The 16,109-nt window shown below is 60.8% G+C and carries 14 protein-coding genes; 6 read left to right on the plus strand and 8 right to left on the minus strand.

Annotation, left to right across the window (positions count from 1 at the left end; genetic code table 11):
• The first annotated feature begins 273 nt into the window (after positions 1–273).
• Positions 274–1,449, plus strand: coding sequence for a PLP-dependent aspartate aminotransferase family protein (locus LJF34_RS12265; protein WP_231186318.1), 1,176 nt, complete (start codon positions 274–276; stop codon positions 1,447–1,449).
• A 3-nt stretch (positions 1,450–1,452) separates the two neighbouring features.
• On the opposite strand, the gene LJF34_RS12270 is transcribed toward LJF34_RS12265, so the two are convergent.
• The 7 genes from LJF34_RS12270 to LJF34_RS12300 all read right to left on the minus strand — a co-directional run bounded on the left by LJF34_RS12270 (position 1,453) and on the right by LJF34_RS12300 (position 6,528).
• Positions 1,453–1,722 carry a hypothetical protein gene (locus LJF34_RS12270; RefSeq protein WP_231185301.1) on the minus strand — a complete coding sequence of 90 codons (270 nt, stop codon included), beginning with the start codon at positions 1,720–1,722 and terminating at the stop codon, positions 1,453–1,455.
• 57 nt (positions 1,723–1,779) lie between these two features.
• Complete coding sequence (locus LJF34_RS12275) at positions 1,780–2,244, minus strand: hypothetical protein (protein ID WP_231185302.1); 465 nt, start codon at positions 2,242–2,244, stop codon at positions 1,780–1,782.
• Between the two features lie 215 nt (positions 2,245–2,459).
• Positions 2,460–3,425: an aldo/keto reductase gene (locus LJF34_RS12280; RefSeq protein ID WP_231185303.1), complete on the minus strand. Its 966-nt coding sequence runs from the start codon at positions 3,423–3,425 to the stop codon at positions 2,460–2,462.
• A 115-nt stretch (positions 3,426–3,540) separates the two neighbouring features.
• Positions 3,541–3,807, minus strand: coding sequence for a hypothetical protein (locus LJF34_RS12285; protein ID WP_231185304.1), 267 nt, complete (start codon positions 3,805–3,807; stop codon positions 3,541–3,543).
• A gap of 211 nt (positions 3,808–4,018) precedes the next feature.
• Positions 4,019–4,825: a ZIP family metal transporter gene (locus LJF34_RS12290; RefSeq protein ID WP_231185305.1), complete on the minus strand. Its 807-nt coding sequence runs from the start codon at positions 4,823–4,825 to the stop codon at positions 4,019–4,021.
• A 344-nt stretch (positions 4,826–5,169) separates the two neighbouring features.
• Positions 5,170–5,427: a hypothetical protein gene (locus tag LJF34_RS12295; RefSeq protein WP_231185306.1), complete on the minus strand. Its 258-nt coding sequence runs from the start codon at positions 5,425–5,427 to the stop codon at positions 5,170–5,172.
• A 345-nt stretch (positions 5,428–5,772) separates the two neighbouring features.
• The gene (locus LJF34_RS12300; protein ID WP_231185307.1) at positions 5,773–6,528 is read right to left on the minus strand and encodes a helix-turn-helix domain-containing protein; all 756 of its coding nucleotides are present in this window, start codon (positions 6,526–6,528) and stop codon (positions 5,773–5,775) included.
• 237 nt (positions 6,529–6,765) lie between these two features.
• On the opposite strand from LJF34_RS12300, the gene LJF34_RS12305 reads away from it, so the two are divergent.
• Together LJF34_RS12305 and LJF34_RS12310 are read left to right on the plus strand one after the other, a co-directional pair.
• A complete protein-coding gene (locus LJF34_RS12305; RefSeq protein WP_231185308.1) occupies positions 6,766–11,640 on the plus strand; it encodes a S8 family serine peptidase in 4,875 nt (1,624 codons plus the stop codon).
• 36 nt (positions 11,641–11,676) lie between these two features.
• Positions 11,677–11,814 (plus strand): hypothetical protein, encoded by a 138-nt coding sequence (locus LJF34_RS12310; RefSeq protein ID WP_231185309.1) that lies wholly within the window; start codon positions 11,677–11,679, stop codon positions 11,812–11,814.
• 395 nt (positions 11,815–12,209) lie between these two features.
• Here the strand turns inward: LJF34_RS12310 and LJF34_RS12315 are convergent, their stop codons facing one another.
• Positions 12,210–13,007, minus strand: coding sequence for a lamin tail domain-containing protein (locus LJF34_RS12315; protein ID WP_231185310.1), 798 nt, complete (start codon positions 13,005–13,007; stop codon positions 12,210–12,212).
• Between the two features lie 1,298 nt (positions 13,008–14,305).
• On the opposite strand from LJF34_RS12315, the gene LJF34_RS12320 reads away from it, so the two are divergent.
• The 3 genes from LJF34_RS12320 (at position 14,306) to LJF34_RS12330 (ending at position 15,643) form a co-directional block, all read left to right on the plus strand.
• The gene (locus LJF34_RS12320) at positions 14,306–14,617 is read left to right on the plus strand and encodes a hypothetical protein (protein WP_231185311.1); all 312 of its coding nucleotides are present in this window, start codon (positions 14,306–14,308) and stop codon (positions 14,615–14,617) included.
• Positions 14,614–15,117, plus strand: coding sequence for a hypothetical protein (locus LJF34_RS12325; protein ID WP_231185312.1), 504 nt, complete (start codon positions 14,614–14,616; stop codon positions 15,115–15,117). The genes LJF34_RS12320 and LJF34_RS12325 overlap by 4 nt, the downstream gene beginning before the upstream one ends.
• Before the next feature lie 238 nt (positions 15,118–15,355).
• On the plus strand, positions 15,356–15,643 hold the full coding sequence (locus tag LJF34_RS12330; RefSeq protein ID WP_231185313.1) for a hypothetical protein: 288 nt from the start codon (positions 15,356–15,358) through the stop codon (positions 15,641–15,643).
• Positions 15,644–16,109 lie beyond the last annotated feature (466 nt).

Here is a 16,109-nt window from a genome sequence, read left to right on the forward strand (position 1 = left end):
AGCGGAGGGACCGAACCGTCCTCGAAACGGAATTTCGAACGGTTTTCGACTCCGCGCGTGAGCGAAACCGGCACCGAAATACCCACGCCGCTCGCTGAGTTTAGCTCGAACACGTCCGTAATCTATCACCAGTATGTTTCACGATAATTCACAGGGGACGGCGATTCTCACGGCGCATGGCGACCTCTGCCGCATCGAAAGCTTCTAAGTCTGGTTCTCGAACGGGATGGTGGTATGACCGACGAGTCCGGTGACTCCCCGAAATTCGAAACGATGGCGGTGACGCACGCGGAACAACCGCCGCACCACGACCGAGCGGGCGACGTGACGATGCCCATCCACCTCGCATCGACCTACGAGGCTGGCGGCATCGACCCGGACGTCGGGTTGGAGGATTTGGACCCAGACGAGAACCAGTATCTCTACTCACGGCTCGCGAATCCGACCCGCCACGCGCTCGAAAAGCGCCTCGCGGCCCTCGAAGGCGGCGAACACGGCATGGCCTTCGCCTCGGGTACGTCCGCAATCGTGGCTACGATTACGGCGTCCGTCAGCCCCGGCGACCACGTCGTCGCGTTCGACGACCTCTACGGCGGGACGAAGACGATGCTCAAGGAACTCTTCGACGACCGACTCGACGTGACCGTCGATTTCGTGGACGCCCGCGACACCAACGCCGTTTCCGACGCCGTGTGTGACGAGACGGCGCTCATCTGGATGGAGACACCGACGAATCCCCTTCTCCGACTCTGTGACATCGAAGCCATCGCCTCCGTCGCCGAATCGGTCGATGCGACTTTCGGCGTGGACAACACCTTTCTCTCGCCGTACTTCCAGCACCCGCTCGAACTCGGCGCCGACGTCGTCGTCCACAGCACGACGAAGTATCTGAACGGCCACAGCGACTCCATCGGCGGTGCCGTCGTCACCGACGACGCCGACCTCGCCGACGAAATCGGGTTCCTCCAACAGGTGGGCATGGGCAACATGCTCGCGCCCTTCGACGCCTTCCTGACCCTCCGTGGCCTGAAGACGCTCCCGCTCCGCATGCGCCAGCACGAGTCCAACGCCGCCGAAATCGCGGCGTATCTGGACGAACACGACGCGGTCTCGACCGTCTACTATCCCGGCCTCGAATCCCACCCGCAGTACGACCTCGCCCAGCGCCAGATGAACGGCGCGGGCGGCGTCCTCTCGTTCGAACTCGACGGCGACTTGCCCGAGGTGGAACGCTTCGTGGCCGAACTGGACGAGTTCCCGCTGGCCGTCAGCCTCGGCGGCGTGGAGTCGCTCATCGAACACCCGGCGAGCATGACCCACGCACCGCTGACGCCCGAGGAGCGCGCCGAAATCGGCATCTCGGACTCGTTGCTTCGCGTCTCGGTCGGCGTCGAACACCCGAAGGACCTCATCGAGGATTTGGAAGCGGCGTTCGACGCGCTCGAATAGGGGCTACAGGAACCAGTACGACGCCATTCCCGCGGCGAACGAAACGGCCGCGAGGGCGAAAACCGCGATGGTTTGCGACGTGGACGCCGGTTCGTCGGCGGAGAAGTGACGGGAGTCGCGGTACTGCATGATTCCGATAGCGACGAGAGCCGCTCCGCCGATCGAGCCGAGCGCGGCGTACGGGGTAATGGTACTGGCACTGAGGAGGGACGAGGCGACCATCATTGTCCCGATGACGACGGAGCCGACGCCTCTCATTTCGTGTGTTTCCATACAGAAATGATAGTCGTGTATCAGTTAATCGTTTGGGTTGTTCCGCATCGAGCATCATCAGACCCGTTTCGCGCCGAGCGCACCGGCGACGACGCCCGAAAGGAGAAGACAGACGACCGTTCCGGCGAGTACCGGCGTCGCATCGTCGGCGACGAGCAGTCGGCCGAGTTCCGCGGGCGCGTGGTCCGGACCGACGAACAGGGCGGCGGCACCGCCGAGGAGCGCGAGCGAAACTCCGGTCGTGAGGAGGCCGTGAAGGCCGCCGCGGGTCGAATCCCCTCCGGCGTACCGTCCCGTGACGTAGCTGCCGAGCGGGAATGCGAACGTACTCAGGAGTGCCGACCCGTTCAAGAGGGTATCGAACACCCCGACGAAGACGAGGAAGGCGGGAACGAGATGCGCGCCGAGCGCCACGACCAGTCCGACAGCGATCGCCCCGCCGTCGATGCCGGACCGGGCGGCCTGTCGGCCCTTCGCGCGGCGGACGCGGGCGAGCGGTGCGTCGGTGTCGTCGTCGCTCATGGCTCACGACGGCCGTTGCGACCATAACGGTCGGTGCAGCCGGTGCGGCCGGTGCGGTTGTTGCGGTTAGTACGGCCGGTGCGGTTCCCGTGGGTCTCGACGGGGACGCGGCGCTCACTTGCGATGGCACACGGAACCGACGGCGAACTCCCGGTCATATCGTTGAATCGTTCGCAATCGGTCAAAAACGCTTGGTCCGACGTTCGGCAGACGACTTACGCGGATTTCGCGTCCATCAGTCGCCCGAACTGGTCGTCGGACAGGGACACGTCGGTCGCGGCGAGGTTCTCCTCCAACTGTTCGACGGTTCGCGCGCCGATGATGGGCGCGGTCACGGCATCGTGTTTCAGCAACCACGCGAGGCTGACCTCCGCGGGCGTCGCCCCGATTTCGTCGGCCACGGCTTCGACGACTTCCAGTACGTCGAAGTTCTCCTCGGTGAGGTAGCTGTCGCGGAACTGTTGGTCGGTCGCACCGCGGGTTCCCGCCGCCGGTTCCTCGTCCCGCGAGTACTTGCCGGTCAGGAAGCCGCCGCCCAGCGGCGACCACGGGACGATGCCGATGTCGTAGTCCTCGCACATGGGGATGTAGTTCGATTCGATTTCGCGGTTGACGAGGTTGTATCGGGGCTGTGCGAGGCGGAACGGTTCGTACCCCATCTCGTTCGCCTTGGCGACCTTCCACGCGTTGGGTTCGAGCGTCGAGGTTCCGAGGTAGTTCACCTTGCCGTCGCGGACGAAGCCGTCCAGCGTACGCATGAACTCGTCGGCGGGCGTGTCGTCGTCCCATCGGTGGATGTAGAGGAGGTCCACGTAGTCCGTCCCGAGTCGATCGAGGATGAGGTCGATCTGTCGGCGCAGGTGTTTTCGGGAGAGGCCGCGGCCGTTAGGGTCGTCCTTCCGCGTCGGCCAGTAGATCTTGGACGCGATGACGAAGTCCTCCCGGTCGCGGTCGGCGAGCCAGTTGCCGATGTATTTCTCGCTCTCGCCGTCGCCGTACATGTCCGCGGTGTCGATGAAGTTGCCGCCCGCGTCGGCGTAGGCGTCGAGGAGTTCGTGTGCGCGGTCCTCGCCGATTTCGACTTCCCCCTCGTCGTTTTCGCGGCCGAATCGCCACGTTCCGAACGCGATTTCGCTCACTTTCGTGCCGGTGTTGCCCAACGAGACGGTTTCGAGTCCCATGTCTCGACGTATTCGTGGAGGACGGTTAAATCGAGCGAAGAAGGTGTGACGGAAGTGTGACGGAGGCGTGGTGCGGTGGAGGGCGGCCGAGCGGGAGGTGGGCGACTCCTCTGACTTATTCCTGACCGTAGGCGTGTCCGACGAAGAGCGCGATGATGTTGCAGCCAAGCAAAGCGAGAAAGAGGGTACTCTCGGCGTCAGAGAGACCGTTCAGGAAGAGAAGCGGATAGAAGAATGGGCAGACGACGGCCGACCAAAAGCCAACGAATTGGATCGGCGTCGTCAGCGAGTGCTCGTTGAATCTCGCGTGCAATGCGATCCGTTTCCGGCGGTTGACGGCGGCCGATTCGCCGTCGTTCTCGTAGATTGTTGTTCCCGGCATCGTAGCACACCCGTGCCCGGCTAAATCATTGCCGAGGGATATCTTATAATGGAACGAGCGTTGGTGTGAATTCACACCGTTTACGGTCGATGAACAGACCTGTCTATTCGGATATGGCGGGTACAAATCGTCCCATTCGATTTAAAATCGTTTCTGAGGCGGTAAACTGATCGGGAGTTCAAAGCGACGGGATGATGTGCACTAACTCCGTTCAGATGAACGCTAGCGGCAACATCAGCAGTACGCCGATGGTGAGACCCGAGAGGAGTTCCCGGTAGCCATCGCCTGGGAGGTTTTCACCGACTTCGAGCGCTTCGGGGATGAACTCCGAGAGGACGAGATAGATCATCGCCCCGGCGGCGAATCCGAACCCCATCGGCAGGAACCCGCGGGCGCTTCGCACGAAGTAGAAGGCGATGACGGCACCGATGGGTTGCGGGAGACTGGAGAAGATGGACCACCAGACCATTCGCCACTTGCTCACGCCCATCGCATGGAGCGGAATCGATATCGCCACGCCTTCCGGAATGTTGTGAATCGAGATGGCGAGCGTCATGAATATCGCCAGGAGCGGAACGACGAACCCGGCGAACTGATAGCCGCCCTGAAAACCGAGGTCGGCGAACGAGACGCCGATGGCGACGCCTTCCGGGAAACTGTGGACCGTGAGGACGCCGAGGATGAGAACGAGTTTCTTGAAATCCGCCTGTTCGTACTTCTTCGGGTTCACGTCCGCGCCGGAGATGACGTAATCGCTGACGACGACGAGGGCGACGCCCACCAATATCCCGATGACGACGCCCGACAAACTGCCGCCATTCGCGTCCGAAAGTCCCTCGGAAATCAGGCCGAAAACGGACGCGGACACCATGATTCCGGATGCGAGGCCCCAGAGCGCTACGTTCCAGCGGTCGTTTACGTCCGTGACGAGGAAGAAGGGGAGCGCACCGACACCCGTCGCGAGCGCCGTAATCAACCCCGCGACGAACACCAGCACGAGATTAGCGAGAAGATTCATGGTCGATATTGGGATTCGAAGGAGATAATAGTTATCAATTTAGTTACTATTTTTGGTGAGCCTAAAACGGATTGGACGGGTTTGGGAACTGTAGTTTACGGAATGGGAAAATTTGTTCTATGAATCCGGTTCGTCGCCGGGACACGTGCGACAGCGCGGACGATGTGAAGAGAAAACGGCGACGAGCGAACCAACTACGAGCGGACCCTAAGCGGCGTCCGAGCCCGGTTTCTAATCGTCGAGTAGAAGGGGAGACGGGGTGGAGGTGAGGATTCCGTCCCTGTGAAATCCCGTTGGCGCGGTCAGCGCGTCGTTCAGGGCAGCGACACGCTCGGGGACGGTTCTCAGTCGCGCTTGTAGCCGTGACCGACGACCATCGCGACGAGGTTGAGGACGAAGAGTAGGGCCAACACGTCAGCGGAGTCCGTAATGGAACCACCGTAGAGGAAGGGAAGGTATCCCAGCGGGAGGGTGACGGCAGCCCAGAAACCGATGAACTGAACCGGCGCTAGGAGCTTTTTACCGGCGGTTTCGACGGCGTTCTGGGCGGGGAACTCGAAATCCGATGCACCTTCCTTCTGTATCGTTGGAGGACTCGACATGATTTCTTCGGGATGTATCTCATCCTATGACTGGAGGGGTCATATAACGAGCCGAGAGTAAAGTGTAATTCACGACGTTTTATTCCGACCATGTCGATTCACAGACGTTTCATAAAGCCCTGAAAATCCCTTAGACGTTTCATAAAGTGTTTTTAGACATTTTCTATAATCTCCATGGTACTACCATATCTATTATATATCCTCTGCACTCGGAGGGGGAATTTTGTAGTCGGAGGAATACGACCTCGACCAAATGATATCATTCTGACCATCGATCGCTGCGGATATTCCGACATCTCGGGAGCTTTCGTGGACAGGAACGAAGACGGGGGACGGTCCGGGGCGCTATCGGTTCAAATCCGGTATCGTCTCCACCCGCTGACTTTCGGTCCGATACATCTCGTACGTGGTCTCGGCCCACTCTACCAGATCGTGACTCTCACCGTCCAGACAGGCCCGAAGGTTTCCGAGTTCGTCGAACACCGACAGCAACACGCGTTCATCGTCGAGAATCAGTACCCCGAACGGGAGGCCGTCGGGAACGCGAAAGAGGTCGAAGTTGTCTATCGAACTCGACGGCCGTCCCTCGTTTGACCGTTCCGTCGCCGATTGGAGGCAGGTTTCCGAGGCGAGGAGTTCCACCTGCGTTCCGTTCGCGAGTAGTTCCCGACCGGCGTCCGCGAACAACGGACTGAGGATGGGAGTCATTCCTCGGAGGTGATCGGTCGATGCCGTCGTGAGAACGTCGATGAGATACGTTATCGTTCGATAGGGGTCGTTTTTCGTCGCGGAAACCATCCTCGCCTGTCTGGTGGCGTGTATCGGAAAGGTCTCGTTCGACGCCCCGAGGTACGTGAGGAACTCCTCGTACTCCTCGACCCACTCTATCGTGTGAATCAACTCCTCGTACGCGTCCAAGACGAGTTCACCGGCCTCGGTCAATCGGTACGCGCCGTCGACGCGTCGCGCCCATCCGTAGTCGGTGAACGTCCGGAGGCTTCGATGGACGGTCGAACGTGACATCGAGAGACGCTCTCCGAGCGTTCCCACCGTTTCCTCCGCCTCGCTCCGGAGGGCCTTCAGGAGGCGAATGCGGTTCATCGAACTGGTGAGAAATCCTGCGTATTCGTGTGGTTTCATCCGTCTCCGGTAGAGGTCCCGTTCGTCCGTTTTACGGGAGGACGGGCCGAACGTTGGTTTTCATCCGATGTGAATCGTTGCATAGCGTGGGATGTCGTGTCGTCCTCTGCGGGTCGTGTCGCTTGCCGAGTTAAATTCATGGCCCGGGACATTTATTCAGTACGTAGGTATATATGAATTATGCGAATAATCCATAACGTGTTGCGTAGAAAACAAAAGATACTGGCACTCGCCCTCGTTTGGGTGGTAACGATTTCATGTAGTGCGCCGTTCGTCGGTGCCGCTACAACCGCACAGAACCAGAACAACGCGGCCCTCGACACGCAGGGTCACCTCGGCTCCGTGGGAACGTCGGTTCCCCCCGCCGCCGCGCCGATCGACCCCGCGCTGACGAAAGCGGACGGGGCCGTAACGGTCGTCGTGAGGTTGGACGAAGCGAACCCCTCCGTGACCGCCGACCGCGCCGCGACGATAGAGACGCTGAGAACTCACGCGGAGCGAAGTCAGCGTCCCGTTCTCTCGTACGCGAAAAAGCATACGAAGAGCGTGACCGTTCTCAACCGTTTGTGGATCACCAACGCCGTCGTCCTCCGCGTCGACAAGGCCGACGTCGACCTGAAGGAGATAGCCAAAATAGACGGCGTGAAACGGTTGCACGAGAACTTCGAACTCTCCCTTCCGAAACCGGTCGACTCCAACGGGAACGACACGCCGGTCGGCATGTACGGGGGGAAAGCGGACTCCGTCGGGACGACCGACTACAACACGACCTACGGTCTCGACCAGATCAACGCGACGGACGTGTGGGATTCCTACAACACCAAAGGGTCCGGCGTCAAAGTCGCGGTGCTGGACACCGGCGTGGACGTCGACCATCCGGATATCGACCTCTACACCGAAAACGAGAGCGATCCGACCTACCCCGGCGGGTGGGCCGAGTTCGACGGCGAAGGGAACCAAGTTCCGGGTAGCACCCCCCACGACACGGACACACACGGAACACACACGAGCGGAACCGTGTCCGGCAGGAACGCCAGCGGCGAGTACATCGGCGTCGCACCGGACGTCAGCCTGATGCACGGCCTCGTCCTGTCCAGCGGCGGCGGGTCGTTCGCACAGGTCGCCGGCGGAATGCAGTGGGCGGTCGAACAGGACGCCGACGTCATCAGCATGAGCCTCGGTGCGACCGGCTACTACGCCGACATGGTCGAACCCGTCCGGAACGCCGAATCGGCGGGAACCATCGTGGTCGCCGCCGCCGGAAACAGCGGCGAAGGAACGAGCGGTTCGCCCGGCAACGTGTACGAATCGTTCGCCATCGGCGCGTCGAACGAGGACCGAGGCATCGCCTCCTTCTCCAGCGGCGAGGAGATAGACACCGAGAACGATTGGGGAAGCGACGCACCCGCCTCGTGGCCGGATTCCTACGTCGTTCCCGACGTTTCGGCCCCCGGCGTGGACGTGAAGAGCTCAGTCCCCGGCGGCGGCTACTCGCAGTACTCCGGCACCTCGATGGCAACGCCGCACACCGCCGGTGCGGTCGCACTGTTGCTCTCGGCGTCCGGCGACCTCCAACCGTCGCAGATCCGCGCCGCGTTCCGCGAGACGGCGGAAAAACCGGGGAACTGCTCCCCGAGTTGCACGCCGCGTGACGGAAACGATACCCGATACGGTGCGGGTATCATCGACGCGAAGGCGGCGACCGATACGGTCGCGCTCGAAAACGGAATCACCGGCACCGTCACGAACGGGAGCGGGTCGCCGATAGACGGTGCGACCGTCTCGCTCGGCAACGGACACGCGACCGAAACGAACGCGACCGGCAGTTACACGCTGCTGGAAGAACCCGGGACGTACGACGTCACGGCGAACGCGTTCGGCTATGAAGCGAACACCGCGACGGTGGACGTCGAAAACGGGACGTTCACGCAGCAGGACTTCTCGTTGTCGCCGGCGCTCGACGTACGCATCCTCGACGGCCAATCCGACGCGGTCGAAGGGGGAGATTCCGTCTCCGTGAGCGCCGACGTGCGGAATCTGGACACGTACACCGTCGAACTCACCGGCGACTACGATACGGGGAACGCGACGTTATTCGTCAACGGCGACGAACACGCGTTCGGCGAGGCCATCGACATGGGTGGCTACTCCGGTGAACTCAACGTGACGGTCGAAACGACGTCGGGAACGCACGGGTCGTTCTCGCTCGCCCACACCTTCGAGGGACCGGGCGACACCGTGGAGACGACGACCGGTCCGACGCAGGTCTTCGAGGAGTACACCACCATCGCCGTGGTCGACTCCGACGAGGGCTACGGGGACCAGACCGCTTCTGCTCTCGACGCGTCGCTTCCCGGTAACTACCAAGTGACCGTCGTGCAGGACGAGAACGCGATGGACGCCGTCGGGGAGTACGATTCGTTCGTCATGCAGGACCTCGACCCCTCCCAACTCGACGTGCAGGGGTTCGTCGACGCGACGAACGATCCGAGTACGGGCGTCGTCTGGCTCGAACAGTGGGGTGACGCGAGCGACACCGTCACGTCACGCTCCGACGCCGTCGGCGACCCGGCGGACACGGCGGACGAAGGGTTCGGGGCCGGAAACCCGTACTTCACCGTCACGAACTTCAGCCCCATCTTCGAAGGTGTCGGGTCGGTCGGCGACAACGTCACCATCCACACCGGTAGTTGGAGCGACCACGCGTGGTACGACGACTACAGCGGGCAAACCGTCGCGACGGTCGGCGACGACGACGGCACCAAAGGGTCCGCCATCGGCGTCGACCGACAGTCCGGAACCGTACTCGCGTCGTCCCTCGGTCGAACGTCCTACGTCCAGAACGAGGACTACACCGAGGAGGCGGACATGATTCTGGCGAACGCCGTCCAGTACGTGAGTACCGCCCCGGCAGTCGTCGTCAAATCCGGACAGCCGCGACACGTGAACCCCGGCGAGGAGGTTCAGGTGAACTTGTCCGTGAACCAATTGCGCGACATTCAGGTCGATTTGAGCGAGAACTCCACGCTTTCGGAGGACGAACTCTCGCTCTACATCGACGGCTGGGGACCGATACCGTTCGGCCTCCCCATCCTCGAACGACCACCGGTAACGTCCGACAACTACACCATCACCGTCGTTCCCGACGAGGACGCGGTCGGGTCCTTCTCGCTCGAAACGACGGCGACGGCTGGACCCGACGCGGAACGGGTCACGATTCGAACCGGCCCGACGGCCGTCTACGACGCGCCGATAAACGTCCCCGGAGACGTGGAGTCGATTCAGGAAGCGATAGACCTCGCACCGCCGGGCGCGGAAATCGTCGTCGGTGACGGCACGTTCACGGAACAAGTGAACGTGAACACGCCCAACCTCACCATCCGCAGCGCCGACGGTGCCTCGCCGGTAATCGCGGCACCCGAGAACGCCACCGGAAGCGTCGTCAACGTCTCCGCACCCGACGTGACCATCGACGACGTCACGGTCGATGCGGACGGACGGGCGAGCGGAATCACGATCGATGGCGCGGACGGCGCGACCGTCAGCGGCGTCACGGTCCGTAACGCGACCACCGGAATCGCGGTGGACGCCGGAAACGGTGCGGTCCTCGACGGGAACACCGTTCGAGATTCGTCGGTCGGTATCGCCGCGAACGCACCCGGTGCGTCCGTCACCGACAACACGGTCGAAGACGCGGCGACCGGGCTTCGATTCGGAAACGGAAACGACGCGGCCAGCGCGACCGACGTGCGGGGCAACGACGTCGCCGCCGAAACGGGCGTTCTGATCGACGGCGCGGACGCCGAGTCCGTGTCGCTTCGGCTCAACGACCTCGAAGGGACGGACGTTGCGGTCGAATCGACGGCGGACGAAACGTTCGACGCGCGACTGAACTACTACGGCGACCGCGGTCCGGCGAACACGACGTTCAGCGGGGACGTCGTCCACGAACCGTTCCTGACCGCACCGCCCGAGGACGTCGATACCGACGCGCCGACGCAAATCGGTATCGACCTCGACATGCCCGCGACCGCGGGTGACGGACAGGCGACGTACTACACCGTGGGCATTCCCGGCCCGACGGACCAGACTGTCGGCGATATCATGGGTTCGTTCGACGGAACGGTCTACGGTTACGACGCCGACGCGGGTCAGTGGGAGCAGTTGACCGCCGACTCGTCGGTCGATGCGCTCGACGCGCTGTTGGTCGCGACGACGAGCGACGCACGCGCCATGCTGACCTTCGCGCACACGCAGGGACCGCCGTCCCCGCCGGGACAGGCGTCCCTCGTCGAAGGCTGGAACTTCGTGGCGGCACCGCAGTACGCGGGTGCCGACGACGCGTTCGCCGTCTCCTCCGGGAACCCGACGCTCGTGCAGGAGTACGCGACGCAACCGACGAGCCAACCCGGTCCGCGGAGCGAACTGAGCGGGACGTACGAACTCGGCAGTTCCGAACCCGGCCCGAACGTGAGCGCGTTCTCGGGGTATTACGTCTACTCGGAATCGTCCGGCACGCTCCCGACGTACCTCACGAGCGACCCGACGATGGCGGAACTGTACGACGGACTGAACATCGCGACCGACGACCGCGGATTGCCGGAGAGTGACGCCTCGATGACGACGATGAAGACGGTATCGCCGGCGGACGTCTCGGTCGATGCGAACGGAAAGTCCGTGGAACCGCTCCCGACGCTTCCAGCGACCTTTTACGGAACCGTCACCGTAGATGGCGAACCGGCCGACGCCGGAACGACCGTCACGGTGAAAGTCGGCGGCGAGAAGCGCGGCACGTTCACGGTCGGCGAGGACGGTACCATCGGGGCCGCGAGCGGAACGGCGGAAAAACTCGTCGTCGCCGGAACGAAGGACGATGCGGGGGCACCCGTGACGTTCTCCGTGGACGGCACCACCGCGACGACCGATTCGAAGGTCACGTGGAAACCGGGACAGGTCGAATCGGTACATCTCACCGTCAAGTCGGGCAAGACCCTGCGAACGAGCAACGATTCGGAGGACTCGTCCGACGAGAAGAAGGAAGCGAACGACTCGCTCGAACTCCCGGTCGCCTGATCACCGACGGCGGTGATTTGCACGGCGAGCAGGACGATGGGCGCGGCTACTTTCTTCGCGGATGGAAACCTCCCGAGTCGAAAACGAGGAGCGGAAAGCGACGAGAGACGAACGGGGGTGGATTCGAACCACCGGGGCCACGGTGTGGCCGCCATCGACGACGTGAAATCATGACTGGCGCGCCGATGGTGCTCGTACCGGCGAGCGACCCGTTCTCGCCCCGGAAACCCCCCGGGATCTAACCATCGTGCCATCGAGAACCGTCCGTACGTGGCTGTGACGGACTTTCCGAGGCGGCGATGGTTGCCGACCGTATGCGAACGACGCGACAGGAAGACCGTTTCAGGACGACGTTCGCAAGAGAGCCCACGTCCGGACCGCGTATTGTTATGCGGTCCCTGAAAGCTGAAAAAGGGAGACGGAAGCGACTTCGTGTCACCCCTACGGTCGCACGAACGTGAGTATCCGCCTCGAAACCGAGAATTCAAAAGCCGAATTGAATGGAAAATAGCGGCGGCCGGACCGCCCGAACACACGGAACTCGGTATCGGAAAAATCGGTGGCCGTTCTCAACAGTCGTCGTCGCTCGACTCGTCGGCTTCCGAGTCCGACTCGGAACTGCTCGACATCTGCCCGCTCCCGTCGTCCGACCCACCGGAACCGTCATCGGTGGTGTCGTCCGACTCGTCGCCGCCGGACCCGTCAGTACCGTCGTCAGACGTGGTTTCCTCGCTGGTGGTCGTCGTCTCACCGTCGTCCGTCGAGGTGGTTTTCTCTTCGGTAGTGGTCTCCTCTTCCGTCGTTGTGGTCCCTTCTGTCGTCTCGTCCTCGGGCGTCGTTGTTTCCTCTTCGGTGGTCGTCTCGTCCTCTGTCGTCTCGTCGCCCGCACCGTCGTCACCGTCGCCGCCACTGCTACCACTGTCACCGCCGCCACCACTGCCGAACAGGTCGTCTCCGCTGTTGGCCACTTCGTTGCCGTCTGAATCGAGGAGCGCGATGACGTCGTTACCGTCGGTGTCGATGACCTTCTCGTCGAACGGGTCTTCGACGACGACGCCGTCGTCGGGAGTCTCCCCCGCGCCGGATGCTATCTTTATCGTGTCCCGCGCTTGGACGCTCGTTCCGCTCGGGATGGTTCCTTTCTCGCCCGACCCGTCGCTCCCGTACTCGAAGTCGACGGTCCAACCGGAGAGGTCGACTTCCGCGGTGGTCATGTTAACGAACACGATGTATTCGCCCGTCGAAGATACCTCCAGCACTTGAAACTCCGGGGTGTCGCTTTCCTGCCCGAACGCCTGCGGTGCGCCCACCCCGATGGCGAGCGTTGCTCCGATACCGGTGAGAACTTTTCTCCGAGTGTGCTCCATGATACATCCAGTACAACACAAAATGTAGTCTTAAAATGTGTTGGCGGAACGGATTCATGTTTGTAACAATACCTAATAAATACGTAATTGGCAGTATTATTTAGTAGCACGAGGGAAACTCGTTCGAGTCATCGACAATCACAGTCCGAACTCGCTATACGCAGTGATGTGACGGTGGGACCTCTCTTCGGAAGAACACTTCTATGTGACCGGTTGTCATAGTCATCACGGCGGTGACTGGTATCGTATCCGGGAATTAGGGGAAAAACCCACTATCCGATGCATTCAGTGAATGGAAAGATAATACATCAATCTTACTTTCAGATAGGATCGAAAACCCGGATTCGTTTTTCAATAGTTCCGAAATAGGGGCGGTTCGCGAGCAATTCGGCGTTCCCAGCCGAGACGATTCTCACCGCTCTTCGAATCAGCGTGTCGGGAAACGAAAACATGCCCAGGGAGGGCACGGAACACGAAGTTTCGAATTCCGCTTTAATAGTATAAGTCAACGCCCGATTTCGGCCTCGACCCGCCATCGATCGTCCTCCGAGTAGTACGCGCCACCAGATGCGCCACCGTTCGGGAGGTGATCCGGACGCTCGGGACAGCCGTACCGGTGACCCACTTCGAGGTCCTCGGGGGTGCGGTGCAGCGAGCCCAGCAGGTCGAACAGCGGAACTCGTTCTTGCGTTCAACTGACCGCGTGCAAGGTGAGGCCGGGTAGTCGAGAACGCTCATTCGGAATCATCCTCCGAGCCGTAACGGTGGGTGTAGATCGTGCCCACCTATGTCGAGTGGCCGTACTTCTGGTGGTGTTGAGCGGCAATTCCCATCCCGTTTTTCGCGTCGCCACCGAAGTCACAGCCGTACTGGCAAGTGACGAAGTGTATCAGGCTTCACCTCCATCGACTGCGAGTCCGACTTCTTCGATGCGTTGGAAACATCCGGATATAAAAGAGATCTCCACATGGGGGGAGGACACAACCTTGATCCGGCGATTTGGAGAGTATGTACTGTCCCTATTAGCTTCGCTACTTGCTGCTAGTATCGTTGTGTTCCCCTTCGAGGGAAGTCCAGAACCAGGGAATGTACTGAGGCTGGTTTGGGTCGTTGTATTTTTTACAGTGTTTATACTGCTCATGGCGCGTGACGACCTCGTGGCGACCTGGGACTATTTCCGCCGCGGTGATTGGGATATTCGGATCGCAAATCAGAGTGGGTCATGCCGTCACTAGAACGGGCTGGGCGTGTACTACTGGCAGAACATCTTTTTAGTGCTCTGTGTACAATGTACACGTATGAGCTCGAGCAAACGCGTGCACTTTCGCGCACCCGAGCGACTCATCGAACAAGCCGACGTCCTCGCCGTTGCAGAAGACAAAAACCGAACTGACGTCCTTGTCGACGCTCTCCGCGACTACCTCATGGACGCGAGCGACAAAGAACGTGTTCAGCAATCGATCGCGAACGCCTACTACGAAGACCGACTCACGTTCGACCAGGTAAAGGCGATCGTGGGCACCGAGGCCGCTCAGAATTTCCGGGTGCTCAAACACCAGCTGAATGACGACAGCCTTAGCGACGATCTCGCTGCCGCTCTCGACGAATGAAACTCGTCGCAGATACATCCGGCCTCGTAAGTCTCGCTGCCACGACGGATGCCCGTCGACTCGCGCTTCCGCTCTTCCTCGACGGGTATGACGTTGCCGTCCCACACCACGTTATCGATGAACTGGAAACCATCGCCCAGTATTCGGATGCTCACGCGCAGGCTGCACAAGCGATCCTTGACGAACAGGATAAGATTCTGATCCGTGATAGTGTACTGGACCCGGAGTTTCCGCTCGACGACGGTGAAAACGCGGCCATTCAGCTTACCAAGGAGATCGGTGCCGCGTTTTTCTACTGTGACGAGTACAGCCAACTCGCGCTTATTCATGCCTCGCTTGCCGAGCCACAGCTCGTGACAACCCCGCGTGTGCTCAAAGCACTCGTCGTGCACGGCGATCTCACGAACACCGAGGCGAAAGAGCTCCTCGAGCAGATCAGTCAGGTTCGAAGCTGGGAGACGAACGCGTACGTCCAGCAGGCCGAACAATTGTTTGAGTGAGCGGCCTCAGCATTCATCGTCGCGACAGCCGCTTCGCGTGTCGTCGACGGGCAAGAACTCGGGAATCCCAGAACGGGGGTGACAACGGGAACGGTCTTCCCGGTGGAACCACATAATCACGGTGAATTCCATCCGAATTCGCACGAGCGAAGGCAACGAGTGGCGCTATGACGCTCGAGAAATCGCCCTGATTAGACGGCCAAGCTATACCGGTCGGGACCGTAGCACTAGGCTGGGAATGACCTTCGCGACGATCGATCTCGAGATCGGGAAAGAGGACGCACACGAGATTATCAGTGAATCGGTGGACGGGCTTCGAGTGAAATCGGTGAACGGCTCGATCGAATATCGAAACACTGGGGGAATGTTACTTGCGATCCTCTCAAACGCCGATGGGAGAAACGGAGTGAACGCAACACTCCGGTACCAGACCTCCGTGATCGCTCCGTTTCTCGCCCATGGTCGAGTGAAAGCACGAGAGATCAGAACAGCGGTTGAGGACTACCGCACACCCAATAAGCACTGAACCGCATATTTTTGCACACCTCGCCTAGAAACCTAGTTTCATCGGGTAACTGAAACAGTAGTCAGATATAAAGAGCGTCGTGAACCGTCCGATCAGCTCAATCGAAGCAGTGACGAGTTACTCGCGATCGACTCGATTTGCACACGGAACTCGCGATAGATGTGTGCAATTTCGCGGATTCGTTTCTCGTCTTCTACAACCCCAAGGGGGGTGTGGGGATGCGATAGGGGAACCACCTCATAATAAGTGGAGTAGGCCAACCCCGATACCCTTGTCTCGATCTGTGTACAGTTCGTGGTGCTGATCTACCTAATTATGGTTTGGCTCTGTCCCGTGTCGGGACCAAAGCTGCCATCCCGAGCCAAGCACAATAAGCGAGAAGCAAATAAGAGCAATAACTGCCCAGATATCTCCTTTGCCGATGGTGATTCTATACGCCTGTATAACCGCCGCGATACTGATTGAG

Origin of the sequence: Haladaptatus sp. DYF46 (assembly GCF_021083305.1) — an archaeon.
Lineage (GTDB): Archaea > Halobacteriota > Halobacteria > Halobacteriales > Haladaptataceae > Haladaptatus.

Excerpts from the sequence above, each read along its gene's own strand:
- LJF34_RS12265 (WP_231186318.1), top strand. The coding sequence starts at position 274 with ATGGCGGTGACGCACGCGGAACAACCGCCGCACCACGACCGAGCGGGC.
- LJF34_RS12270 (WP_231185301.1), bottom strand. The coding sequence starts at position 1,722 with ATGGAAACACACGAAATGAGAGGCGTCGGCTCCGTCGTCATCGGGACA.
- LJF34_RS12275 (WP_231185302.1), bottom strand. The coding sequence starts at position 2,244 with ATGAGCGACGACGACACCGACGCACCGCTCGCCCGCGTCCGCCGCGCG.
- LJF34_RS12280 (WP_231185303.1), bottom strand. The coding sequence starts at position 3,425 with ATGGGACTCGAAACCGTCTCGTTGGGCAACACCGGCACGAAAGTGAGC.
- LJF34_RS12285 (WP_231185304.1), bottom strand. The coding sequence starts at position 3,807 with ATGCCGGGAACAACAATCTACGAGAACGACGGCGAATCGGCCGCCGTC.
- LJF34_RS12290 (WP_231185305.1), bottom strand. The coding sequence starts at position 4,825 with ATGAATCTTCTCGCTAATCTCGTGCTGGTGTTCGTCGCGGGGTTGATT.
- LJF34_RS12295 (WP_231185306.1), bottom strand. The coding sequence starts at position 5,427 with ATGTCGAGTCCTCCAACGATACAGAAGGAAGGTGCATCGGATTTCGAG.
- LJF34_RS12300 (WP_231185307.1), bottom strand. The coding sequence starts at position 6,528 with ATGAACCGCATTCGCCTCCTGAAGGCCCTCCGGAGCGAGGCGGAGGAA.
- LJF34_RS12310 (WP_231185309.1), top strand. The coding sequence starts at position 11,677 with ATGGGCGCGGCTACTTTCTTCGCGGATGGAAACCTCCCGAGTCGAAAA.
- LJF34_RS12315 (WP_231185310.1), bottom strand. The coding sequence starts at position 13,007 with ATGGAGCACACTCGGAGAAAAGTTCTCACCGGTATCGGAGCAACGCTC.
- LJF34_RS12320 (WP_231185311.1), top strand. The coding sequence starts at position 14,306 with ATGAGCTCGAGCAAACGCGTGCACTTTCGCGCACCCGAGCGACTCATC.
- LJF34_RS12325 (WP_231185312.1), top strand. The coding sequence starts at position 14,614 with ATGAAACTCGTCGCAGATACATCCGGCCTCGTAAGTCTCGCTGCCACG.
- LJF34_RS12330 (WP_231185313.1), top strand. The coding sequence starts at position 15,356 with ATGACCTTCGCGACGATCGATCTCGAGATCGGGAAAGAGGACGCACAC.